This is a genomic window from Ruegeria sp. CF4 (assembly GCF_056537345.1).
Genome location: NZ_JBQFRJ010000006.1, coordinates 183,434 through 205,828, shown reverse-complemented (window position 1 = coordinate 205,828; position 22,395 = coordinate 183,434). Strand labels below are relative to the sequence as shown.

19 protein-coding genes and 1 pseudogene are annotated in these 22,395 nt (G+C 56.5%); 3 read left to right on the top strand and 17 right to left on the bottom strand.

Features of this window, described 5'->3' with window-relative positions; translation table 11 throughout:
- Positions 1–25 precede the first annotated feature (25 nt).
- From ACR0NF_RS14550 to dctP, 8 genes are all read right to left on the bottom strand, one after another.
- Entirely contained in the window at positions 26–736 is a 711-nt protein-coding gene (locus ACR0NF_RS14550; RefSeq protein WP_480778480.1) for a glutathione S-transferase family protein, read from the bottom strand.
- Positions 733–1,914, bottom strand: coding sequence for a CaiB/BaiF CoA transferase family protein (locus ACR0NF_RS14545; RefSeq protein ID WP_480472119.1), 1,182 nt, complete (start codon positions 1,912–1,914; stop codon positions 733–735). Before ACR0NF_RS14545 ends, ACR0NF_RS14550 begins: the two co-directional genes overlap by 4 nt.
- A gap of 89 nt (positions 1,915–2,003) precedes the next feature.
- The gene (locus ACR0NF_RS14540) at positions 2,004–2,909 is read right to left on the bottom strand and encodes a LysR substrate-binding domain-containing protein (RefSeq protein WP_480472120.1); all 906 of its coding nucleotides are present in this window, start codon (positions 2,907–2,909) and stop codon (positions 2,004–2,006) included.
- Between the two features lie 67 nt (positions 2,910–2,976).
- Complete coding sequence (locus tag ACR0NF_RS14535; RefSeq protein WP_480472121.1) at positions 2,977–3,705, bottom strand: SDR family NAD(P)-dependent oxidoreductase; 729 nt, start codon at positions 3,703–3,705, stop codon at positions 2,977–2,979.
- Positions 3,706–3,735: 30 nt separating this feature from the next.
- Positions 3,736–4,722, bottom strand: coding sequence for a CmcJ/NvfI family oxidoreductase (locus ACR0NF_RS14530; RefSeq protein WP_480778479.1), 987 nt, complete (start codon positions 4,720–4,722; stop codon positions 3,736–3,738).
- 390 nt (positions 4,723–5,112) lie between these two features.
- Positions 5,113–6,456 (bottom strand): TRAP transporter large permease, encoded by a 1,344-nt coding sequence (locus ACR0NF_RS14525; protein ID WP_480778478.1) that lies wholly within the window; start codon positions 6,454–6,456, stop codon positions 5,113–5,115.
- 15 nt (positions 6,457–6,471) lie between these two features.
- Complete coding sequence (locus tag ACR0NF_RS14520) at positions 6,472–7,803, bottom strand: TRAP transporter small permease subunit (protein WP_480667686.1); 1,332 nt, start codon at positions 7,801–7,803, stop codon at positions 6,472–6,474.
- Between the two features lie 75 nt (positions 7,804–7,878).
- A complete protein-coding gene (dctP, locus tag ACR0NF_RS14515) occupies positions 7,879–8,979 on the bottom strand; it encodes a TRAP transporter substrate-binding protein DctP (RefSeq protein WP_480472125.1) in 1,101 nt (366 codons plus the stop codon).
- Positions 8,980–9,376: 397 nt separating this feature from the next.
- Between dctP and ACR0NF_RS14510 the strand changes: the two genes are divergently transcribed.
- On the top strand, positions 9,377–9,517 hold the full coding sequence (locus tag ACR0NF_RS14510) for a hypothetical protein (protein ID WP_480778477.1): 141 nt from the start codon (positions 9,377–9,379) through the stop codon (positions 9,515–9,517).
- A gap of 202 nt (positions 9,518–9,719) precedes the next feature.
- On the opposite strand, the gene ACR0NF_RS14505 is transcribed toward ACR0NF_RS14510, so the two are convergent.
- The 8 genes and pseudogenes from ACR0NF_RS14505 to ACR0NF_RS14470 all read right to left on the bottom strand — a co-directional run bounded on the left by ACR0NF_RS14505 (position 9,720) and on the right by ACR0NF_RS14470 (position 17,386).
- On the bottom strand, positions 9,720–11,432 hold the full coding sequence (locus ACR0NF_RS14505; protein WP_480472127.1) for a SulP family inorganic anion transporter: 1,713 nt from the start codon (positions 11,430–11,432) through the stop codon (positions 9,720–9,722).
- A 97-nt stretch (positions 11,433–11,529) separates the two neighbouring features.
- Positions 11,530–13,209, bottom strand: coding sequence for a bifunctional protein tyrosine phosphatase family protein/NAD(P)/FAD-dependent oxidoreductase (locus ACR0NF_RS14500; RefSeq protein ID WP_480778476.1), 1,680 nt, complete (start codon positions 13,207–13,209; stop codon positions 11,530–11,532).
- A 21-nt stretch (positions 13,210–13,230) separates the two neighbouring features.
- The gene (locus tag ACR0NF_RS14495) at positions 13,231–14,115 is read right to left on the bottom strand and encodes an MBL fold metallo-hydrolase (protein ID WP_480778475.1); all 885 of its coding nucleotides are present in this window, start codon (positions 14,113–14,115) and stop codon (positions 13,231–13,233) included.
- A gap of 23 nt (positions 14,116–14,138) precedes the next feature.
- Positions 14,139–14,576 (bottom strand): DUF6691 family protein, encoded by a 438-nt coding sequence (locus ACR0NF_RS14490; protein ID WP_480472130.1) that lies wholly within the window; start codon positions 14,574–14,576, stop codon positions 14,139–14,141.
- 3 nt (positions 14,577–14,579) lie between these two features.
- Positions 14,580–15,014 carry a YeeE/YedE family protein gene (locus ACR0NF_RS14485; protein ID WP_480472131.1) on the bottom strand — a complete coding sequence of 145 codons (435 nt, stop codon included), beginning with the start codon at positions 15,012–15,014 and terminating at the stop codon, positions 14,580–14,582.
- Positions 15,014–15,223, bottom strand: coding sequence for a YgaP family membrane protein (locus ACR0NF_RS14480; protein ID WP_480778474.1), 210 nt, complete (start codon positions 15,221–15,223; stop codon positions 15,014–15,016). Before ACR0NF_RS14480 ends, ACR0NF_RS14485 begins: the two co-directional genes overlap by 1 nt.
- 332 nt (positions 15,224–15,555) lie before the next feature.
- Positions 15,556–16,224, bottom strand: a complete 669-nt coding sequence (locus tag ACR0NF_RS14475; RefSeq protein WP_480472133.1) for a Crp/Fnr family transcriptional regulator — start codon at positions 16,222–16,224, stop codon at positions 15,556–15,558.
- A gap of 321 nt (positions 16,225–16,545) precedes the next feature.
- Positions 16,546–17,386: pseudogene (locus tag ACR0NF_RS14470) on the bottom strand (IS5 family transposase).
- Between the two features lie 215 nt (positions 17,387–17,601).
- On the opposite strand from ACR0NF_RS14470, the gene ACR0NF_RS14465 reads away from it, so the two are divergent.
- On the top strand, positions 17,602–17,898 hold the full coding sequence (locus tag ACR0NF_RS14465) for a hypothetical protein (protein ID WP_480472134.1): 297 nt from the start codon (positions 17,602–17,604) through the stop codon (positions 17,896–17,898).
- The gene (locus ACR0NF_RS14460; RefSeq protein WP_480667683.1) at positions 17,819–20,209 is read left to right on the top strand and encodes a caspase family protein; all 2,391 of its coding nucleotides are present in this window, start codon (positions 17,819–17,821) and stop codon (positions 20,207–20,209) included. Before ACR0NF_RS14465 ends, ACR0NF_RS14460 begins: the two co-directional genes overlap by 80 nt.
- Positions 20,210–20,215: 6 nt before the next feature.
- Here the strand turns inward: ACR0NF_RS14460 and ACR0NF_RS14455 are convergent, their stop codons facing one another.
- Complete coding sequence (locus ACR0NF_RS14455) at positions 20,216–22,312, bottom strand: serine/threonine protein kinase (protein WP_480472136.1); 2,097 nt, start codon at positions 22,310–22,312, stop codon at positions 20,216–20,218.
- Positions 22,313–22,395 lie beyond the last annotated feature (83 nt).

The window sequence follows — 22,395 nt, the reverse complement described above, 5'->3', positions numbered from 1 at the left end:
GCGCATTTGGTGGCCCTGTTTTGTGTCAGGTCGGAGTCTGGTCTTGCGACCGTCGCAGATGGTCTGCCGACTGGTTGAACAGAACCGAATTGTTGGTCGCGTTGGCTGCTTCGGAAAATTGTGCGTCTTTGTGCAGGTCGATCACAGCGCGCACAGCGGGGCGCTGCTTGATGCGGTGACGCCAGGCCGCCACATTGGGGAACTGGTCCAAGGACACCCCTAACGGTTTGGCGATGAAGGCCCAGGGAAACGTCATCATGTCCGCGATGGAATAATCCGACAGGATGAAGTCGCGCCCTTCCAGGCGGTTTTCGAGCACCGCGAGCGAGCGTTCGTATTCACCTTTGTAGCGGTTGTGGGAATAGTCCTGCCCATCTGGCGCGTAGTTTACAAAATGGCTTAGCTGACCTGCCATCGGCCCTTGATTGGCGGCCTGCCAGAACATCCACTCGGTCAGTTCCTTCTGCTCAACCCGGTTACGGGCCCCGAACAGGCCGGTCTTGTCCGACAGGTACAACAAGATAGCCCCGCTTTCGAACACTGGTAGAGAGCGTTCTGCAGTATGATCGACAATCGCCGGAATTCTGCCATTGGGACTGATAGCCAGAAAGTCGGTCCGCAACTTATCGCCTTGCGGCAGCCGCATCAGGATGGTGTTATGCGCCAGCCCAACTTCTGCCAGCATAATGGCGACCTTCCAGCCGTTCGGTGTTGGGGCGTAATAGAAATCAATCATGACGAGCGCGCCATCCGATCCGGCATCAGCGGCACCAGCACCTCATCCGTATGTGCACCCAGTTCTGGTGCCGGGCGGATATTGCTGGCCGGAGTACCGTGGAACACTGCAGGGTTACGCGCTTGGCGCAAACGCCCCGCAGTGGGGTGGTCGTATTCAAACAGCGTGCCGTTCGCCTGTAGTTGAGGATGGGTCCGCATTTCCTTCCGAGTCAGTACCGGGGCGCAAGGCACTCCGGCGGCTTCTAGAGCGGTCAGCAGCATGTCGCGCTCTGCCTGGCTGACGATGGATTGTGTCAGCTCCAGCCGCGCGGAGCGATGAACCTCGCGACTTTCGGCCGTTTTGAAGCGCTCGTCCGTTAGGATTTCCGGATGGCCGGTGGCCTGAGCCAGCGCTTCCCAATGCTTGTCCTGCATGATGGAGATGCTCAGATAGCCGTCCTTCACCTGATAGATCAGATCGTGAAAAGACTGGCTTTCCTCTTTCTCCATCTCGTCTCCCACGAACGTATGCCCGTTCATGTCCGAGGCCCACAGGAACGCAGTCACCGTATCCAGCATTGACAGCGTCACCTTCTGCCCCTTGCCGATCCGCTCTCGCGCCAACAGCGCGGCAGTTATGGCCTGACTGGCCTGCACAGCGGTCAGCTTGTCGGGCAAAATGGTGCGCACCAGACGCGGACGTTCCTCGTCCGAACCCGCCTGCACTGTGGTCAGGGCCGAGACCGCTTGTATCAGTGGATCATACACTGGCTTCCCGGCCAATGGCCCATCAAAGCCAAATCCCGCGATGGACATATGCACCAGCCTGGGGTTTTTTGCGCTCAGCGCCTCGTATCCTAGCCCAAGCCGGTCAGCAACGCCGGGCCGAAAGTTCTGAATGAACACATCTGCCGTTGCCACCAACTGTTTCACCGCCTCCAAATCCGAGGGGTTCTTGAGATCGACAACGATTGAGCGTTTGTTACGATTGTTATTCAGGAATGAGGCTGCGTGCCCGCCGCGTCGCGTCGCCAGTTGCCGGGTATAATCGCCGTCGGCGCGTTCCACCTTGATGACATCCGCGCCCTGATCTGCCAGCATCATCGTAGCCATCGGTCCGGAAATGACGGTGGTCAGATCAATGATGCGTATCCCGGCCAAAGGGCCGCTGAACTGTTGTGTCTCGGCCTGCGCCATGGCGGACTCCGTGATTGTTGCCAGCGTCAGACTAGGCAGCACGGCGCATTCGAGGTACTGCAAACAATTCAGAAGGATATGAATAAAATTCACATGACCTGCGACAACAGCCAGTCCTGCAGGCGCTTGACGTCAGAACTCAACGCCGTGTCGCGATGCACGATGTAATATGCGCTGTCGCTGATCTCGGGCGTTTGGAAAGGTTGTACAAGCGCACCCGTTTCCAGCAACGGATCAACCAAAGGCCTGCGTCCCAAGGCTATTCCCAGCCCGTCTTGTGCCGCCTGAATAGTCAGTTCATAGGTTTCCAGATCATAGAACCGCTCCGGGTCTGGTGGCGTCAGATCCCGCGTGGCGCACCATGTATCCCACTCGCCCTCGACCGTGGTATTGACCAGTATCCGTGCCTTCTGAAAAGCTTCTGAAAGCGTTTCACATTGTAGTGAGTCCCAAAGCACGGGGGACATAACCGGAACGATGGCCTCGGCCAGCAACGGTTTGACGATGTATCCGTCCCACACGCCTGATCCGCGCCGGATTGCCAGATCGATATTTTCCCGCAGCAGATCGACAACGCGCGTGGTGGTGATCAGGTTGATCTCAAGATCCGGGTGTTTTCTATCCAGATCCAGCAGCCGAGGCATCAGCCATCCGGCGGCAAACGAAGGTGTCAGGGTCAGCGACACCCGCTTGCGCCCGGGGGCGGAACGAACCGCTTCGGTCGCGCGCAGAATCTCAAGCATCGGCTGCTTGATCCGGTCGAAATAACGGACCCCTTCAGCCAGCAGATACAGCTTACCCTTGCGGTTTTCGATCAGCCGTACGCCCAGCTCTGCCTCCAACGCCTTGAGCTGATGGCTGATCGACGAAGGCGATATACCTAGGCGTTCGGCTGCGCGCACGGTGTTGCCCACCAATGCCACCTCAAAAAACGCCTTGAGTCCACCAAATGGTGGAAAGCGATCACGGTCGACGGATTTTCGGTCATCAGACATGGTGGTTGCACCCCCTCCTACTGCCCAGCCGTAGCGCAGGACCGGCCCGAAAGATGAGCGCAGGCGCTCAGAACGTCCAGGTTTCGGAATAAGGACGCAACTCGATCTCATTGCTCCAGGCGGAGCGTGGCTGCAGATATGTGTGCCAATAGCTGAGCGCCACGTCATCCGGCTGTGCCAGCTTCTCGGGGTCATAGCGGTCGCCATAGCGTTCATGCATCACCGGTACATCCAGATCACAGTCCAGACGCACATGTACGATATGAATACCGTCCTTGGCATAGGCGCGTGCCAGACTTTGCGACAGCGCCCGTAAACCGAATTTTCCGATTGCATAAAGCGGCATCTTGCCTGATCCCCGGAACGCGGCGGTCGAGCTTGAGAAAAACACGCTGCCCTGGCCCCGCTCCCGCATCGCGGGCATGACCGTTTTTGCCGCTGCAAAAGCACCGACAACTTCAAGCCGCAAGGTTGCCTCTAGCGCCTCATAGGTCATGTCCAGCGGGTCAATGGCGGTAAAGGCATCCCGCACGTTGTAGATCAGCAGATCAATCCGACCCAATTCGCTGGCAGCGACGAACAAGGCATATTCCAATGTCGTGGGGTCAGTGGCGTCAGCGCAGTAATACTTCACCTGCGCCTCGGGCCGCGCTGCCAGAGCGGCGGCTTTGGCAGCGGCGCTTCCCTCTTCGGTGCGCGATATCAGCGCGATATCCATTCCTTCACTACAGAATTTGCGCGCCAAAGCTGTACCCAGACCCTCTCCGGCACCAACGATTGCACAGACAGTCGACATAGCATCTCTCAATTCGCGGTTTTTCGGGGGTTATACATCGTAGAGAACAGCACAGCGGACCTCGATGCTCCAACGGTCCGGGGCGTCGTCTCCGACCGACGGATCGGCAAAGGCACTGTGGAAGCTGAACGTTGAGCCGCCATCCTGTCGAGAGCTATCGGCCCGGGCCCCTTTAGAACGCGACAGTTCCCCCGCTGAATCCCATTGTTTGATCAACAGCGCCTCATCCCGCGTCATTTCGGGATAGAACAGCCATTGGTGCTGATCCGAATATTTGGCATAGTAGTTTTCGCCGATCCGGTCCGCATAGTTGATTTCAAACACCACCAGATCCTCGGGGCAGACCAATGCCGCGTCGCACAACGCCAGTGGGTTGGTCATCACTGGCTCACTGGCGATGCTACGCCACAGATTGATGATGGCGTACCGTCCTGCGCCAATCGCCTGATCCACTGCATCCTTGTCGAGCAACGCCGCCCCGTCCGCCAGCGTGAAGCGGTAGGTATCATTGCTGGTCGGTGGTCGGGTCAGATCACACAACCGTTGCGGGGCGCTGGTCATGGTGTAATCGCCATGAACCATATGTAGCGGCGGCTGCACCTGCTGGCCGCCTGTGATACGTTGCTTGCTGCGATTACCTGAAACCGAACGGACATTGTGATCAAAGGCGGCCACGATCCGTGCGCCAGTGGACTGACGGATGACCTCCTGACACTGCGGATAATAGCGCTCTACCACTTGCTGATTATCCAGAAAATCAAACTCGGGGCCGTCCAGCGGCTGCTGCAACAGCTCAAAACCATTGGGGCCCAGCCGGTGCTGCCCTGCCCCATCAAATGCGCGGGCGTCATGTACGGGTATCTTGCGTTTATCGAAGGTGACACCAACCCAATGATCATCTGATCCGCTGTTGTCGCGCCGCGTGTACACCTTGCCATTTCGCAGCAAGGACGTCTCGGTCGCAGCATCGAGATAAGTGAATTCTCCGATCCGCTCAGTTTGTACAATCACATTCATCCGTCTGTCCCCGCATTTCCCATCCGGCCGCGCCGGAATTTTGTGCGGTAATCGGTGATCTCAGCGGGCAAGGTTTGTCCTAACTATGATCGTCCGCACTTGTGCAGGATAAGAAATCTAGGGTCCGAGAGTCAATCAATGCATAACAAAATTACGCATTGTATATCTGTGAAAGCCCCATATTGCGAAAACAGGGTTCCAAAATCATGCGTGCAAAAGCACAGCTTTCTGGCCGCGCCCGACCAAAGCCCGTGCGCAAAGAAGCTGGCAATGTCATCTGTTCCTGCCGCAACACCTGCGCCTAACCTTTCGATATCCGGCGCAGGAATTAACCATCGAAACTTCTGTTAACAGCTATGCAAGATGATCGACAAACGATCTGACAAAGCCCTAACCGTAAACTAGATTTGGCAACCAGGTCACCACCCATGGGAATAGCATGCAGATCACCAGACCGACGATCTGCAAGAACAGGAAGGGCAGCGCAGCTTTGAAGATATCTGTCATCGGAATCGATGGCGGCGCAACTCCACGCAAGTAGAACAGTGCATAACCGAAGGGCGGAGACAGAAAGCTCATCTGCATGTTCACGAGGTAGAGAACCCCGAACCACAAAACCAGATCATTCGGGTCATCAAAACCAAAGGCTGCGGCACCCAGCGCCTTGATGATCGGCACGAAGATCGGCACGCACAGCAGCAGAATACCAACCCAGTCCAAGAACATGCCCAGCACGACCAGCAATATCTGCATGACGATCAGAATGCCCCACGGACCCAGACCAGCGTTCTGCATCGTCTCCTGCACAAATTGCTGACCACCTTCCAGCACGTAAAGCCCCACAAAGATGGTCGCGCCAAACATGATCCAGATCACCATGGCCGAAGCTTTGAGCGTAGTTACACAGGCCTCACGCACCGTGGGCCAGTCCAGTTTGTTGTGGATCGCAGCTACGATAAAAGCACCGAATGTGCCGATGCCCGCGGCCTCAACCGGCGTGGCAACGCCCGAGAAAATCACCCCCAATACGATGACGATCAATGCGATTGGAGCTGACATCTTGCTTAGCAGGCGCAGTTTTTCGCGATTTGAGATCCGCTCATCTTCGGGGATCGGCGGTCCCAGCACCGGATTGATATAGGACCGGACCACAACATAGAGGATATACATCCCCGAGAGCATCAGCCCGGGCACCACCGCGCCGATGAACAGCTCGCCTACAGATTGCTCAGCAACAACTGCATAGATGATGGCAAGGATCGATGGCGGGATCAAAATGCCCAGAGTGCCCCCAGCCATGATCGAACCCATAGCGATCTTTGGGTCATAGTTGCGCTTCAACATTGCTGGCAGCGCGATGATTCCCATCGTTACAACCGCCGCACCGATCACGCCGACCATCGCCGCCAGCACGGTCGAGGCCAGAATGGTCGCCGCCGCCAGTCCGCCCTTGAGCCCGCCGAGAACCTTGTAGATCACATCGAACATGTCGTTGATGATCCCTGCCCTTTCCAGCATCGCAGCCATGAAGATGAATAGCGGGATCGCCGACAGCTGATAATTCGTCATCAGCGGGAAGATCCGGCTGGGCACGATATTCAGGGCTCGTGCGTCTCCCAAAAGGAACAAGAAGACGCAAGCCAGCCCCCCGGTCACAAAGGCCAGCGGCAAACCGGCCATCAGCAGGGCCAGCAACGACCCGAACATTACGAGCGTCAGCAGCTCGATGGACATTTCCAGACCCATCGGTCAGAACCCCCGTGCAATAGTTCGGATGTCTTTGGACAGTTTCGACACCCCTTGCAAAATCAACAGGATCGCGCCCACAACCATCATCCACTTCATCGGCCAGAGAGGGATTTCCCATTCGTTGAAGCTGATCTCACCCCAGCGGACATTCGGATCCGTCCAGTCGCCAAAAGTCAGCGCCCCGAACATCTCGAAGAAGCCGAGATTGCCGCGCGCCCATTCCGAGACAACTGAATTGCCGGTAGGCACTGCGATTGCGTCCATCGCAAAGATGTACGACGTCACCAGCAACGTGCCGGCAAAGATGAAGAAGAAGATCGATGTGAACAGATCGGCCCAGGCTTTTCTGGGCTTGGACAGCGGCGCATAGAAGATGTCGACACGCACGTGGCTTTCGGTCAGCATCGCATATGAGCCCGCGATCAGGTACTGCATGCCGAACATCAGATACATGGATTCATGCGCCCAGTTGGTCGGTGCATTGAACACATAGCGGACGATCACTTCGTAGTAGTAGACAAAGACCGCAATCACCGCCCAATAGCTGACAAATTCACCTGCATATAAGGACAGTCGATCAATCCAGTTTTCGGCATATTCATGATCGGCCTTCCGCGCACCGGGGTCCATCTCGGCTGCCCGGGCGGCGGTTTCCTCGTCGATTTCCAGCTCTGGTTCGTCGGGGTCCACTGCAGCTTTCTCCCGCGCGCGATTGACAAGCCGGGGAAGCAACAGGGCGTCCACAACGAGGAAAGCCAGAATTGTGTAAAAGGCGTAGCGCGCAACCGAACTCCACATCGCGCGGGTCGCGCCGGCGGTTTCGGCAAGCGGTTGCGCCTCTTGCAAATCGGCGTTTGCTTCGTCCAAACGCTCGCGGCCGGTACTGATAGCTTTTTCCGCCCGGTCCAGCGCCCGCTCGGCACGTCGTTTCTGCAAAGCGGTGCCGTCTTGCGCGGCTTCAGCGGCAGCCCTTAGCTCATCCAGCTCAGCCTCGGCAGTCTCAACCCGGCCAGCTTCACGTTCGATCACACGTTCGGCCTGGCGCACCACGTTTATTGCATTGGAGAATTCGTTCCGCGCCTCACGCTCCTGTCCGTTGGCGTAGAGGATCATGAGGAAGACCGGCAGATAGACGAGCCCCAGCAGATTGCGCAAATAAAAGCGATGCAGACCCAGCATCCCACCAGTCACCAGGATCAAATACCCTAGTGGCAGCCCATAGGTGCGGGTCTGAGGTTGCGTGCGGCGCGCCAGCACCATGGCCAAAGCGGGAAAGGCGACCAAACCCACCCAATACAGCCAGTGCGGCAGCGTAAAATCGACGCTTGGCATGTTACGTTCCGAAGTCCAAAGGAAAGTTAGGTCCGCGCAGAACCTGCGCGGACCGAAGGGTACGTGGCCCGAGAATTACAGGTCCAGAGTCTGACCTTCGATCATCTCCGGTGTCACATAGCCCAGCGAACCGGACATCATGTAATCGAGCTGGATCTTGAACACCCGCGCCGCGTCTTTGTCGCGGTTGGCGTATTTGAACCAGATCGGCACGGCGATCTCGGTCATTAGCTCGACATCGTCCTGCGACAGGCGGGTGATCTCGGTGCCTTCGGCCTCGAATTTTTTCCAGGCTTCCTGATCGGCGGCCTGAATCGCGGCGTGGTGCAGATCGGAATAGACATGGGTTTCCATCTCGACAAATTCCTGCATCTGCGGGCTTAGCTTGTCCCATGCGGCCTTGCCGACGGTGATATCCATGAGGTCGACCGGCTGGTACACCGACATAAAGCCCGGCGGTCCCATTACGATGTAATCGGTCACTTGGCTGAAACCCAATGCATGGTTCACTGCAGGACCAACAAAGTCGGCCACGTCGATGGTGCCCTTTTCCAGTGCCGGGAAAATCTCCGACCCCGGTAGAACCGTGGTTTCAGCACCAAGTTCCGAGAATACTTCGGCAACCATGCCGCCGGGCAGTCGCATCTTGCGGCCTTCGAAATCATCGATCGAACGGATCGGAACTTTCGAGTGGATGATGTTCGGTCCATGATGCACCGGACCGACAAAATGCAGCCCCTGTGCGCCCAGCAATTCGCGAGCAATGTCGATGCCACCGAGGCCATAGTAGAATGTGTCATACTCATGCGGCTGACGCAGCCCCAGCGGGTAAGAGCTGAGGAACACTGCCGCGGGGATGATGCCTTGATAATAGATGGTGAACGGATTGATGGCGTCCAAAACGCCATTTTTCACCGCATCGGCCAGCTGGAAATCACCCACAACATCATTGGCACCAAAGGCTTGAAAAGCAAGTTCCCCGCCGGTTTTTTCTTCGATTGTGGCGCACCAGTCTTTGAAGGTCTGTAGCCCGATCCCCCCGGGCCAAGATGTCTGGATCTTCCAAGTGGTTCCTTCTCCTGCAGCCGTCGCAATGTGAGGGGCCGCCAGAGACGCCGCGCCTGCACCAGCAATCGTCTTGAATGCGCTGCGGCGTGTAATGAGCTTCTTGGTCATGTGTTCCTCCCTTTGATCATCGTCATGCCCGTGCGAGGCCATGCCGATGCAGGCGCAAGATAGTCTGAGTTTTTTAAATTGGTAATATTTTTTTTCCAATTGTTGATTTCCTCACCTTTCCGTGAATTTCCACGTCGCTGCACATTTACCCATGGGACCACAGCCAGCTGTGTCGGAGGCCCCGAAAGAACCCCTAACAACTTCATGCAGAGCGTACCGTTCCAAAGCACGGGGCTGATTTGCGAAAATGGAAAATCTTCAGTTGCGTCGCAATCTCTTGGTTCAGATTAACGCGGTTGCCCGTTGTAGCATTTGCTTAGAATAAATAGTTTCGGACGGGTCATAGTTTCGTTTTTTTAAAGGCTGCCACTTTCAATAGGATTTAGTTTTGTATGCCATGTTCTTCTATCTTCGGCACGCGGTGTCCTATCACGACTCGGAAGAGATCATGTCCGAACGCGGCGTGCGGGTCGACCACGCCACCTTTAATACGAGGATGACGAAGTATTCGCGGCTGATCGCAGTGCGAGCGCAATAGAAGAAGCTATCAACGCTGAAATCTTGGAGTATGAATGAAACCTTGCTACGGCGAATAGATGTATCTCTACTGCGCCATCGTCACGGCGGAACACTATGGCCTGATATTAGGAGACCGGGTCACGAGATCTGTTGCGTATCCTCGTCACACGCACATTGGGTGTCCGGTGCCACACTGACTGTGCTCGACTTTTTGGTGTACTTTAAGCTCTCAAGCTGAACCAAGCCTCGTATTGAGACAGGAAGATTTGACCATTTAGAACCTCAGGGAAATGCGTGCGGTTCAATCTGTCCATGACGGGTCCCTTGACTTCGGACAAGTGTAGACCGACCCCCATGTCGGTCAGCCGATGGTTTATCGCCTCAAGGCTTTCGAGGGCAGAAAAATCGACCTCATTCACTGCAGAAAACATCAGCACCACGTTCCGAACGGCACCACCATCGGTCACGCGGTTCTGAACGAAGGTCTCCAGAAAACGTGCATTTACAAAATACAGGCTTTCATCAACGCGCAGCGTTACAAGCGAAGGCACGGTTTCCACATCATGACGCTGGATGTTCCTGAAATGTTGGGTTCCGGGGACAAGACCGACTTCGGCCACATGCGGGCGGGAGGTTTTGTAAAGGTGCAGCAAAACCGAGATCGCCACTCCGGACGCCACTCCGACTTCAACGCCCAAGCCCAACGTCAGAAGAATAGTTGCGGAAACTGCCGTGAAATCGGCGCAGGAGTAATCCCAAGTCTTTTTCAGGATCGATAGATCCACAAGACTGAGCACGGCAACGATAATCGTCGCCGCCAGTGTGGCTTTGGGCAGGTAGTAGACCAAAGGGGTTAGCGCAACCGCAGCGATGGCAAGGCCGATGGCGGTAAAGGCCCCCGCAGCCGGGGTTTCAGCCCCTGCATCGAAGTTGACCACCGAACGCGCAAAGCCACCCGTAACCGGATACCCTCCGGTGAACGCGGCCCCGAGGTTGGCTGCACCCAAACCGATCAGTTCCTGATCCGGGTCAATACGTTGACGCTTTTTCGCCGCCAGCGTCTGTGCGACTGAGACACTTTCGACAAAGCCGATGATAGAGATGAGGATCGCTGGAATCACAAGCGCTTCGATCAGATCTGATGAAAAGCTGGGCAATGTCAGCGGAGGTAAGCTTTGCGGCACAGCCCCCACAATCTGCACACCCTGCGCGTTCAGATCAAAGCCCCAAACGGCAACCGTTGTAGCAACTACGGCAGCCACGGGCCCGGCTTTAGTCAGAACGTCGGCCAGAACTGGCCCGGCTCCAAGGCGCTGCAGAGATGACTTAAGATGCCTGCGTACCCAGAACAGAAAACCGGTCGTAATCACGCCAATTGCCAATGTAATCCAATTGATCTGGGGCAGATGCGCAAATATTGACCCGACCATTTCAGGCAGCGTGTGCCCATGTGCGTTGACACCCAGTATGTGTTTCACCTGACTGGTCGCGATCAATACCCCCGAGGCCGTGATGAATCCGGCAATCACCGGATGGCTGAGGAAGTTGGCTAGAAAACCCAGACGCAGAACACCCATCAACACAAGAAAAGCGCCGGACAAGAAGGCCAGTGTCAGGGCTGCGACTGCATAGCCTGCCGTGCCCTGTTCAGCGACCTGCCCAATGGCCGTGGCCGTCAACAGCGACACCACCGCCACCGGCCCGACGGCCAGCGCGCGGCTAGTGCCAAAGATGGAGTAAAGCACAATTGGCAGAATGGACGCATAGATGCCGGCTTCGGGAGGCAGCCCCGCCAACAGAGCATAGGCCAGCGATTGCGGAATCAACATGATCGTCACGATCAGCGCCGCGATCAGATCGTTTGAAAACGCGCCGCGCGTATAGCTGCGCGCCCAGCCCAGAACAGGGACATATCGGCGAAGTCGATCTTTCATCTTGCTCTTTCAATCTGGATGGCGGGCGACGCCCACGGCGCCGCCCGCGCGTCGCTACGCATTGAAACGGGGGAAATTACGCAGACAGACCCATCGATTATTCCGTTGCAACATTCAGCTTTTCCGGCCGCGCCATCCATTCCTTGCCGCGCAGCATTGCCTTCCAATAGATCGGCGGCAGCAGGCTTTCTTTCAGAAACCACGCCATGCGAGTGGGCTTTGTCCCGTCGATCAAGAAACGCGGAAAGCTGGGTTTCAAAGCACCACCATAGCCGAACTCGGCCAACACGATCTTTCCACGTTCCACCGTCAGCGGGCATGACCCATAGCCATCGTATTGCGCCACTGCCGAGCGACCCGCGATGTCAGCGACGATATTGCCTGCAACCGTCGGCGCCTGTTTTCGCGCCGCTGCAGCGGTCTTGGCATTCGGAGCGTTCATCACATCACCCAGCGACCAGATGTTGTCATAGCTCTTGTGGCGCAGTGTAGCCTGATCGACATCGACCCAGCCCGCCGCATCCGCCAGTAGTGAGACCCGCACAAAATCAGGTGCGGTCTGTGGCGGGCAGACATGGATCATGTCGAATTCGACCTCGATCGTGCTTGCGTCGCTGTCCGGTCTGGCCACCTCGAACACCGCCTTTTTGGCCGGTCCGTCGATCGCCATCAGATTGTGGAAGAAGTTGAGCGTGGCGTCGTATTTCTCCACGTATTGCTCTAGCGCCGGAACATAGTCCTTGACCCCGAACAGCACCCCGCCCGCGTTCATGAACTGGATGTCAATATCCCCAAGTACACCGCGACGAAACCAGGCGTCGCCTGATAGATACATCGCTTTCTGCGGCGCTCCCGCGCATTTGATCGGCATCGGCGGTTGGGTGAAAATGGCACGGCCCTGTTTCATGTCCTGCACCAGCTGCCAGGTATAGGGCGCAAGATCATAACGATAGTTCGAGGTCACGCCATTGCGCCCCAGTGTGTCCTCAAGACCTTCCACCTTGCCCCAATCCAGCTTCAGACCCGGACAAACTACGAGCCGGTCGTATTTCACCACCCGGCAACCATCGAGCACAACCGCGTTGTTCTGCGGTTCAAACGCGGCGACCGCAGCTTTGATCCAGTGGACGCCTTTTGGAATCAGACTGCCCATGGTTTTCGCCGTTGTCTGCGCATCAAAGATACCACCGCCAACCATGGTCCAGCCGGGTTGATAGTAGTGGATGTCCGCCGGATCGATGACCGCAATGTCCAGATCAGGCTGCCGCGCTTTCAGGCTGGCCGCGACCGAGATGCCACCGGCACCTGCACCCACAATCACAACCTGAAAATGGGCATCACCGGTATTGGTCGGCGTTTTGCCCCCATTGGCAATTCGACGGGCAACACCGTTCATGTCATACCCCGCCGCCTTGGCAGCCATCAGGATTTCCGAGATCGGACGCTTTTTGGCCTCATGAAACGACCACAAGGTGGCCGAGCGTGTCCCGGTCCGGCAATAGGCCAGAACCGGTCGCTGCAGGTCTTCGAGCGCATCGCCAAATGACTGAACGTCCTGATCCTTGACCATGCCCGATTGCACAGGAACATAACGCATCTCGATACCCGCGGCTTCGGCGGCGGCGGCAACCTCTTTGAAGGACGGCTGATCAACTCCTTCACCATCGGGACGGTTACAGATGATCGCGCGAAAGCCCTTCGCCGCGATTGTCTTGACGTCGTCAACGGTGATCTGCGGGCTGACCGCAAACTTGGGCGATATGGTTCGGAATTCCATGTCTTTCCTCCCTCTGGCCGCTTAGAGCGTGTTGACCGGAACCTTGAGCATCGGATTGCCGTCCGAGTCCCTTGGAACTTCCCCGGCCCGCATGTTGACCTGCAGAGAAGGGATAATCAGGTTCGGCATCGCCAGCGTGGCGTCACGTTCGGTACGGAACCTGACGAACTCTTCTTTCGTCTTGCCGCCCCCGACATGGATATTGTGGGCTTTTTCTTCAGCCACGCTGGTTTCCCATGCAAGGTCGCGCCCGTTCGGACCATAGTCGTGGCACATGAACAAACGGGTTTCATCAGGCAGGGCCAGCACCTTTTGGATTGAGTCGTAAAGGACCCCTGCATCGCCCCCCGGAAAATCGGCGCGTGCTGAGCCGCCATCGGGCATGAACAGCGTGTCACCGACAAAAGCGGCGTTGCCCATCACATGCACCATGCATGCCGGGGTATGACCGGGAGTATACATGGCAAAAGCCTGCATCGTCCCGATTGTGTACGTATCGCCATCCTCGAACAGGGCGTCGAATTGCGAGCCGTCGCGTTGAAACTCCGTGCCTTCGTTGAAGACCTTGCCGAACGTGTCCTGCACAACCGTGATATTGGATCCCACACCGATCTTGCCGCCCAGCTTCTGCTGGATATAGGGCGCGGCGGACAGGTGGTCGGCATGCACATGGGTCTCGATGATCCATTCCAGTTGCAGGCCTTTTTCAGTGACCACGCGGATCAGCTCATCCGCGTGGTCAAAAGTGATGCGCCCTGCGGCATAGTCGATGTCCATGACGCTGTCGACGATGGCACAGGCGTTGGAATTCGGATCTTTCACGATATAGCTGATCGTATTCGTCGCCGGATCAAAGAACGCAAAGACGTCAGGTTTTACGGTCATGTTGACGGGATAGGTGGTCATAACTTCTCTCCTCCGAAGGGTCGTCAATTGTTGATTTGCAGATCGGGCGTCAGCGCAGATTGCAGGAACTTGGCAACCGCGATGCCAACAATGAGAGCACCGACAAAGGTAAAGACCTCCCACCGGCCAGTCCCGAGCGCGGGCAGCGCGCCACCGGGGCAGAACCCTGCAATGCCCCAGCCGATGCCGAACAAAGCGGAGCCGCCGAGGAGCTTCGCATCGATCCCAGTGGCCGATGGCAGGTGGAACGCGGGATCAAGCATCGGTGCAGCCCGACCAAACACCAGCTTGTAGCCAATGAACGTCGTCACCAAGGCGCCCCCCATCACGAAGATCAGAGAGGGATCCCAGGCACCAAAAACATCAAAGAAATTTAGAACCTTAGCCGGGTTTGCCATGCCCGAAAGCGAGATGCCGACGCCGAAGATCAGACCCGTCACATAGATTGCGATCAGCTTCATGGCTTATCCTCCAATCACGTGGCGGATGATGAAAACCGTGACAAAGGTGAACAGCATGAACGTCCCCGTCGCGGCAATCGAGCGGAGGCTCAGCCGCGCCATGCCGCACACTCCGTGACCCGAGGTACAACCTGCACCGAAGGTCACGCCCAGCCCGACAATGATCCCTCCCAGAACCAGTGCTGTGGAGGATTCTGGAACCTGGACTGTCGGCATCTGGCCCGACGTCAGCCAGACCACCATCGGGCCGGTCACCATCCCTGCCAGCAATACAGCCCGCCATGCGAAGTCATCGCCTGAAGCGGGCCTCAGCAGCCCGGCGAGAATGCCTGTCGCACCCATCACGCGACCTATCAACAACATCAGCAGAACCGATGCCACGCCAATCAGAACGCCACCTGTCAGCGACATCCACGGGGTAAACATGGTTTCGATCATCAGCAGTCCCGACAGGTCTTGAGGCCAATTATGCTGTAGACCAGGCAGTTGCCCACAAATGCAGTAAGGGTGAAAATCGCGGCGACAATCAGTGCCAGCCAGAACAAAATACCTGCGCCCAACAGGTTTGTAGCCAAAGCTAAGTATGCCAGAGCTGCTGCGATCAGGATCCGCGCCGCCCGGTCGAATTTTCCCATATTGGTGGTCATGTCTCACTCCATCGAGAATCGATGGATGAACATTTGCACAGACCCTCTCAGAGCTTTGGTGACTTGGTCACCAACGGGAAACATGCTGTCCTTTGCAGGCGGGTCAATCTCCGGCATGCTTATCAGCGCGTTCCCAGAGTCCCGGTCAAAGGCTCATTCCGATGCCAGGCTTGCGAAGACCCACAGGAGCTCACGCATCAGATGCTGGGGCTGCGATAATGCGGCCCGGAGTAATCGCCGCAACGGAGGGCAGCGGCTGGCATCGCCGTTTGCGTGCTCAAGATCAACTTTGAAAAAGCATACCAATTTCTTTGGTAAAACGTCATTCAGCGCTATGCGCCTGAGGATTTCACCAGATGTTCCAGCCCTTCTCTTTCGATAAGCCTGACCTCACCTCTTGATTGCTCGACCCAACCACGCCGCTGAAACTCTGAAAGGGTGCGCGAAATAACCTCTCGGGCGGTTCCAAGTTCGGTTCCCAGCACTGCGTGTGTGGCGTGAACAGCATTCCTGTGGTCCGCAAGCTCAAGCAGGCGGGATGCCAGCCGTACATCCATCCGTTTAAATACGATATCGTCGATCAGCGTGAAAAGATCCGTGATCCGACGCGAATAAGCCGTGAACACAAACTCTCGGAACACCGGTGATTTTGCGACAAGATCGTCGAATGTCCTACGCGGGATTGCGACAGCTTTGACATCGGTCTCTGACATGCCCTCGGCAGCATAGTCTTCAAACGCCAGCATACACGCCGTCGTCAGCACGCAGCTTTCACCTGCATGAACTCGGTAAAGAAATACCTCTCTACCAGACTCGGATTTCTGTTGCACTTTGACAGTGCCATCAAGCAGCAACCAGAGGTTATCCGCAGTTTGCCCCGGAGCAAATATCTGAGTGCCCGCAGGTACCGAGATGATTTCACTACCCTCTTCAAGTTCGGCCCGGATATCAGCAGGCAGGCGACTGAGGCCCTTGAACTTGGTAATCCACGTGTCTTCCATATCCCTTTTCCTGTGTCTTTGTTTACGGAAGGCAAAACGCTCCGGTCGGAAAATCATTTCCTTTATGCCAAAATCTTCAGACATCCTTGCGTTTGCAGCATCGGCAGTTGCAGACGGAGGAACAACAACCGCCTCACCAGGCTGCCAATTCTCCGGGATCTCAATCTTTGTGGGCCTCGGACGTTTGAAGCGCCTTCACCAGACGAAGAAGCACATCGACCGAACGACCGTTGGTCATCGGATAGTGGAGCATTGCCCTCAGGACCCCATCGGGGTCAAGGACGAAAGTCGCCCCTACCGCTATATATCAGAGGCGCCGGGCTAGATCAGCCTAAAGCCTGTGCAACTTTCATGTCTAGGCTCAGGACCCATAGCTAGAAAATGACAAGGGCACGAGAGCTGATGGCGGATAGGGCCCCTGTCGTATCGAGTTCCAACACGCCTCCGATCTTTTAGCTTGCCGAACATGATCTCAATCCGGTTGTGCCCTTTGCACCTACGCTTGTCGCGCTTCTCCGGCGTTTTACGCTGTCTGCGACGAGGGATCACGCGCATATCCTATTGTCGTCCAACGCTTCTCTAAGCCAATCCGCATCATAGCCGCGATCTCCGAATAACCGTTCGACTTACGGCAGGCTGTTCAACAACGCCTATGCACCGATGTGATCGCTGATCTGTTCCGCAATCACGAACAGGTTGAGGGGACTTCTCGGGCTATCGCAGATGGCATGCAGCTTGGTATTCATGCCCCTTTTTGGCTCTGTTAATCAGGGGTCCACGCGGTCCCCGTTCGTCGGGAAATTGATCCCCCTGATCGGTTCATGATCCTCCATAATTGACGCTCAAACTGGGCTCAGCGCGGTGGGTTTTCAGATAGGTGGCGTCGATCATCGCGGCCTTCATCTCGTTGGAATCGGCAGATAGCCCCGCCATCATCTGAGCGGAGAAATCTTTATCACTCCAACGGCTCCAGCAGTTTTGTAGAAGCTTATGCAGATCGTATTCTTTGGGCGCACCCCACCAACACAAGCCATTGCGGTTGAAGAAGAAAATCCCGCTCAGAAATCTATGACCATCAACACTTGGTTTGCCGTGGCAACTTGGGGAAATAGGGCTCACGGCACGACATCTGCGCGTCGCCAAGCCAAAACAAGTTGCTCAACTCGCCTCCTGAAGTTCAGTAGCTTGAATTAGCCCGGAACAGAGACTGTAGCCATTTCAATGGGCACTAATCCTACGGGCCGATCATAAACGAGAGTGACTAACTTCACAGCACTGCAAAATGGTCTTTGTTAAACAAGCATGGACAGATTGAGCTTACTCCACGTAAAGTTATTATTGTATTATTATGGTTGAATTTAAAGGGGGAAACCCGTGATGGTCCGAGTATCACTATCGTTCATGATGTGCGGCACGTTAATTTTGGCAGGCTGCGATGGCCTTCCGATCGATAGCAGCCAGACAGAGCCGACTGTTGAGCCGCAACCGGCTGCAGCTGCTGCTCCGGCGGTTGCAACACCCGCAGCGCAATCACCTGCGTCCGCCCCTGTACAGACACCTTCACCCAGTTCTTCGCCCACTGGTGAGGATCGCGATGGCGGCGACGGAGGCGGTGGTGGCGGCGGCGGCGATGGTGGTGGCGCTGGAGGCGGCGGCGGAGGAAGCTGGGGCTGATACGGAGGAGCCACGCATGTTCTGGCGCGAAGTTGCAGGCCGAATACTAGGTGTAATGCTTCCTCTATGCCTGCTCGGCAACGCGACGCTGGCACAAACGCCGGGCGCACCGCGCATTGCGATCGTGATCGGCAATCAGGATTACACCCATGTCGGTGACCTCAGCAATGCACGCAAGGATGCTCAGGACATCGCGGCATTACTGCGCGAGTTCAACTTTAAGGTCTATGACGGGTATGATCTTGAAAAGCGTGAATTCGAAGAACTACTCCGTACCGCCGTCCTCAACATCCCGGATTCTGCCAATGTTCTGTTTTATTATGCCGGGCACGGAATCCAGATCGGGCGCAGGAATTACCTGCTGCCCGTGGATGCCAGGTTCGAAAGCATCTATGACGTTCCTCTTGCGACGATGACACTGGACCGGGTTATCGATACGCTATCCGCCCGTAGTTCCGCACATGTGGCCATCCTTGATTCCTGCCGGGACAATCCTTTCAGCGACATCCGACTGGCGGCCGATCTGGACGCCAACCTGTTCGAAACACGCACCGGCTTTGATGTATTCCGAACGCCGCTGAACTCACTCGTGGCCTATTCGACCTCACCCGGGGCGGTGGCAAGCGATGGAGCCTCGGGCCAGAACAGCCCCTATACAGCAGCCGTTCTGGAGACCGCGCGCGCCGCGCCGTTTGAAAACATTCAGGCTCTGTTTCCGGTCATTCGAGAACGTGTGCACAGTTCGACCAACGGGCAACAGATTCCATGGGAAAGCTCAACGCTGGTTAAACCTTTCTACCTGACGCAATCGCAATCCGAGGCGGTGTCGGAAACACCTCAGGCAGCAATATCTCGGTCGTTGGATCTGACCCAGCAATTCAACAAGAACGTGCCGCTGTCCCAGCTTCTGGAGCAGGCACTGGGCACCGATATTGACGAAGTTCAGTTGGTCGAGCGACCCGAACAGGGTGTTATTGCCATTGGCTCAGGACAGGATAATGGCGCAATCTCCTACGCTCCGGAAATTTCCGACATCCGCGCGGTGGATTTCGTCACACCCGACATCTCGGATACATTCTCGGTCGAGATAGTGACCTCGGGCCAGCAGCGCCAGCGGGTTGATGTATCGCTGAAACTGAACATGAACGCCTGTGATCTTGAGGCGGGCGATGCATTGGATCTGAACGGCGTGGGCGTGTTTCGTCTGCCCAATGAAATCAGAATTTCCGATGGGCTGAAGGCCTGTCAGACAGCTGTTGCGACCGACCCCGACAATGCGCGGTTTCGTTATCAACTTGGTCGCGTTCAGCAAGCCGCCGGTCAACTAAGCGAGGCTTATGCCAACATCTTGGCCGCTGCACAGGCCGGTCATATCCGCGCGAAATATGCCCTTGCAGTTTTGCTGGACTCTGAACGGATAGACCGTGCGGTTACCCGCATCCCCCGTGATCCGCAGATGGCGCTGGAGTTGTTGGAACAGGGTACTGCCGAACAAGATCCTTATGCGATGCATACGCTGGGCAAGAAGTTGCTGCGCGAAGGTACAACGCAAGCGGCCAAACAACGCGGCTTTGAATTGCTCGAACGTTCAGTCGAGCTGGGTCATACCTATTCGATGAACGAACTGGGGCTGTATTTCCTGCGTGAAAACTCCGACCATTATATCCCTGAACGCGGTATGCGTTATTTACGGGCGTCCGAATTGCGTAAGGACATTTACGGGTACGACAACCTCGCTTACGTGGCCCTGAACGGGCTGGGCGGCAATCCGGTGGATCACGACAAGGCGCTGGAGTATTTTCTGGCCGCCACCGAGGGAGGTCACCCAACAGCACCTGCCAGCGTGGCCCGCATGATCTTACGAGGTCAGCTTCCCGGTCGGACTAAAACAGAAGCACTGGGCTGGTATGACATGTCGCTGGCACGTGGCGATGCATGGGGCGGGGCAAACGGCGCTTATATCATTCTAGACGGGCAGGTCCCGGGTAAGGGGCCAGCGGACGCGGCCTTGCGTGCGGCCAAGGCTTCACTTCTGGCAGATACCGACGCCGCAGGACAGGCCAGCGATCAATTGGGGACTCTATCACGTACTGCGCTGGATCGGGGTTTGCAGTTGGCCTTGAATGAACTGGGGCAAAACGTGGCGGTCGATGGCCAGGTCGGACCGGCCACCAAAAAGGCCCTGGAAAACGTCGCAGTAGCACAGGGTGTTCCACTGTCCGCAGCAACATTGAATGATCCCAAAGAACGTCTGCTTTTGGCAGCGCGGGTGTATTGGGCCATCAACCCAGTGCGGTTCGATCTGTTCTAACCAGCCTCAGGGTCGGGCATCAATGATCCGGCTGGCAACGCCGATGATTTCCCCCTCTCGGCCTTCTAAGGCTCCGGCCAAAGCCTCAGCCACCGATGTCACGCTTTCATCGCGGGGGCGGCGGAGATCGAACAAGTCCGAGCGGCTCAGAATTGCGATCACTTCTGTTTTTCCATAGTCGCCTTCATTGATCCGGATCGCCAGGCGCGTATTGTCTTGCTTGAACTCTTCAATCGAATGGAGAACCCGCACCTGTCGTACCCCGTTCTGGATCTCTCCCAGAGAAGCCAGGTTATGTGCGGTCCGGTTCACATTCGGCAACACATGGAACACGGTTCCAGTATTGTCGACCACCATGACCCACAGCGACCCGTCCGAAATCGTTTCAGGCACATGCACTTCGACCATCGGGTTTTCGCCTGTCCGAAATACACCGCTGAGCGAGGGCGCGCCAGTGGCCCCATCTCCCAGCCAAATTGACAGGTTCGCGGAAGGCACATCCGGAAGCACTGCGCGAATAGCACAAAGCTGATCATTCAGGATCGTGGTGTCAAAACGCAGGTTTCTGTCACCCACTACTGGGCCCAGCGCACGCTGGATCGTATCCTGATCAGATCCGTTGGCCAGATCACCGGTGATGGTGATCGTGTCAAACAACGCATATGTGCCGTCAGCAGTGGCTGAGGCGCTAAGCGGCCCGCAATTTCCCAGTCGCGACAGTGACGATTGCAGTGCAGCGCGTGACAGAACGCGGGGACCTGCGACAATATCCCGTTCGACCTCAATGCCCGAGGCGCTGACGAACTGAGCCAGTTGAGCCTCAAGAGCACCCCGCGCCGAACCACTGGACGCGATACCACTCAGATTGGCGTGCGCGTCCGTCACCGACAGCTCCCAGCTTTCCAGATTGGCGGCAAGGCCCATCAATTGGTTCATCAACGTGGGCCACTCAGGGCTGGGCACTCCATCAGCCAGAGTGACGGCCTCTTGCGATGCTGACTGTCCGGTTGCGCGCTCGAATCCGGTTCGGATGACATCGGCCCCCGGCTGATCCGGCGCATGACTGGCCAAAACCATACTGCCGTCAACCAGAGTGGTTACAGTCAGCTCATAGGGGCTGGCGACTGGCAGTGGTGGTTTGAACAGGTCGTCAAAAACTCCACCTGCCCACAGCCCTCCGAGCACGGCAACCAAAGCAACAGGCAAACCAATAAACATGTTTCCACCGGTTCTTCCGCGACCCTTTGTGCCACGTTCAGAAGAAGCACTGGCCGGCTTCAATTTCCCACCAACCCATTCCAACGCTTCAGCCGCATCGCTGGGACGATCGTCAGGCGCGGGAGCAGACAACCAGTCAATCAGGTGCCGCAGGTTTTCACCAAGCCCGGATGTGTCCAATGGTTGTTGTTTGCGCCGGATGACCTCGCCCGGCGTGGCACCAAGAAACGGGATTTCCCCCCGCGCTGTAGCCAGAAGCGATGCCCCCAACGCATACAGATCCGTCCGACGCTCGGCCTGGCCTTCCAGTTGTTCGGGTGCGGCATATTCATATTTTCCTGCAAAATCGTTCCCAACGATTGTACGAGCACCTGTCGTTGTATCCTTGGCGATACCAAAGTCGATAATCGTCGCCCGCTCGGGGTCACCATCGCGCAGGATGATATTGTCCGGGCTCAGATCGCGATGCACGATCCCGTTGCGGTGCACCTGAACCAACCCTTCAAGCACGCGGTGCGCGACAATCAAAAGCTCCCGATCTTCGATCCGGCGCTTCACCATCAGGTCGTTCAGCGAGGTTCCGTCAACAAACTCCATCACCAGAAACACGTGGTTCTGATCTGACATCGAGCACTCGGAATAGCGCACCACTGCATCGTGCACGATAGTACGTATCTCTTCTTCGCGCTTCATTAGTTCGACATAGTCAGCATTGCCGGAGAACTGCGAATTAAGCGCCTTGATCGCCACCTTCCGGTCCACGACCCGGTTGCGGGCCAGGTAAACCTCGCCCGTACCACCCCGGCCGAGCACACCCAGAATTTCATAAGTGTTGTTCAGAACCTGGCCGGTCTGAAAAATATCACCTGGCATCGGATCAATCATCAACGCGCCCCGCTGGAATTAGCCCATTGTCAAAACTATCGATTCAATTCCGGAATTAGCTTATACTTTATGTACTATACCGG

What these genes read in the sequence shown, in the direction of transcription:
- ACR0NF_RS14550 (WP_480778480.1), bottom strand. Translation starts at nt 736, where the DNA reads ATGATTGATTTCTATTACGCCCCAACACCGAACGGCTGGAAGGTCGCC.
- ACR0NF_RS14545 (WP_480472119.1), bottom strand. Translation starts at nt 1,914, where the DNA reads ATGGCGCAGGCCGAGACACAACAGTTCAGCGGCCCTTTGGCCGGGATA.
- ACR0NF_RS14540 (WP_480472120.1), bottom strand. Translation starts at nt 2,909, where the DNA reads ATGTCTGATGACCGAAAATCCGTCGACCGTGATCGCTTTCCACCATTT.
- ACR0NF_RS14535 (WP_480472121.1), bottom strand. Translation starts at nt 3,705, where the DNA reads ATGTCGACTGTCTGTGCAATCGTTGGTGCCGGAGAGGGTCTGGGTACA.
- ACR0NF_RS14530 (WP_480778479.1), bottom strand. Translation starts at nt 4,722, where the DNA reads ATGAATGTGATTGTACAAACTGAGCGGATCGGAGAATTCACTTATCTC.
- ACR0NF_RS14525 (WP_480778478.1), bottom strand. Translation starts at nt 6,456, where the DNA reads ATGTCCATCGAGCTGCTGACGCTCGTAATGTTCGGGTCGTTGCTGGCC.
- ACR0NF_RS14520 (WP_480667686.1), bottom strand. Translation starts at nt 7,803, where the DNA reads ATGCCAAGCGTCGATTTTACGCTGCCGCACTGGCTGTATTGGGTGGGT.
- dctP (WP_480472125.1), bottom strand. Translation starts at nt 8,979, where the DNA reads ATGACCAAGAAGCTCATTACACGCCGCAGCGCATTCAAGACGATTGCT.
- ACR0NF_RS14510 (WP_480778477.1), top strand. Translation starts at nt 9,377, where the DNA reads ATGTTCTTCTATCTTCGGCACGCGGTGTCCTATCACGACTCGGAAGAG.
- ACR0NF_RS14505 (WP_480472127.1), bottom strand. Translation starts at nt 11,432, where the DNA reads ATGAAAGATCGACTTCGCCGATATGTCCCTGTTCTGGGCTGGGCGCGC.
- ACR0NF_RS14500 (WP_480778476.1), bottom strand. Translation starts at nt 13,209, where the DNA reads ATGGAATTCCGAACCATATCGCCCAAGTTTGCGGTCAGCCCGCAGATC.
- ACR0NF_RS14495 (WP_480778475.1), bottom strand. Translation starts at nt 14,115, where the DNA reads ATGACCACCTATCCCGTCAACATGACCGTAAAACCTGACGTCTTTGCG.
- ACR0NF_RS14490 (WP_480472130.1), bottom strand. Translation starts at nt 14,576, where the DNA reads ATGAAGCTGATCGCAATCTATGTGACGGGTCTGATCTTCGGCGTCGGC.
- ACR0NF_RS14485 (WP_480472131.1), bottom strand. Translation starts at nt 15,014, where the DNA reads ATGATCGAAACCATGTTTACCCCGTGGATGTCGCTGACAGGTGGCGTT.
- ACR0NF_RS14480 (WP_480778474.1), bottom strand. Translation starts at nt 15,223, where the DNA reads ATGACCACCAATATGGGAAAATTCGACCGGGCGGCGCGGATCCTGATC.
- ACR0NF_RS14475 (WP_480472133.1), bottom strand. Translation starts at nt 16,224, where the DNA reads ATGGAAGACACGTGGATTACCAAGTTCAAGGGCCTCAGTCGCCTGCCT.
- ACR0NF_RS14465 (WP_480472134.1), top strand. Translation starts at nt 17,602, where the DNA reads ATGGTCCGAGTATCACTATCGTTCATGATGTGCGGCACGTTAATTTTG.
- ACR0NF_RS14460 (WP_480667683.1), top strand. Translation starts at nt 17,819, where the DNA reads ATGGCGGCGACGGAGGCGGTGGTGGCGGCGGCGGCGATGGTGGTGGCG.
- ACR0NF_RS14455 (WP_480472136.1), bottom strand. Translation starts at nt 22,312, where the DNA reads ATGATTGATCCGATGCCAGGTGATATTTTTCAGACCGGCCAGGTTCTG.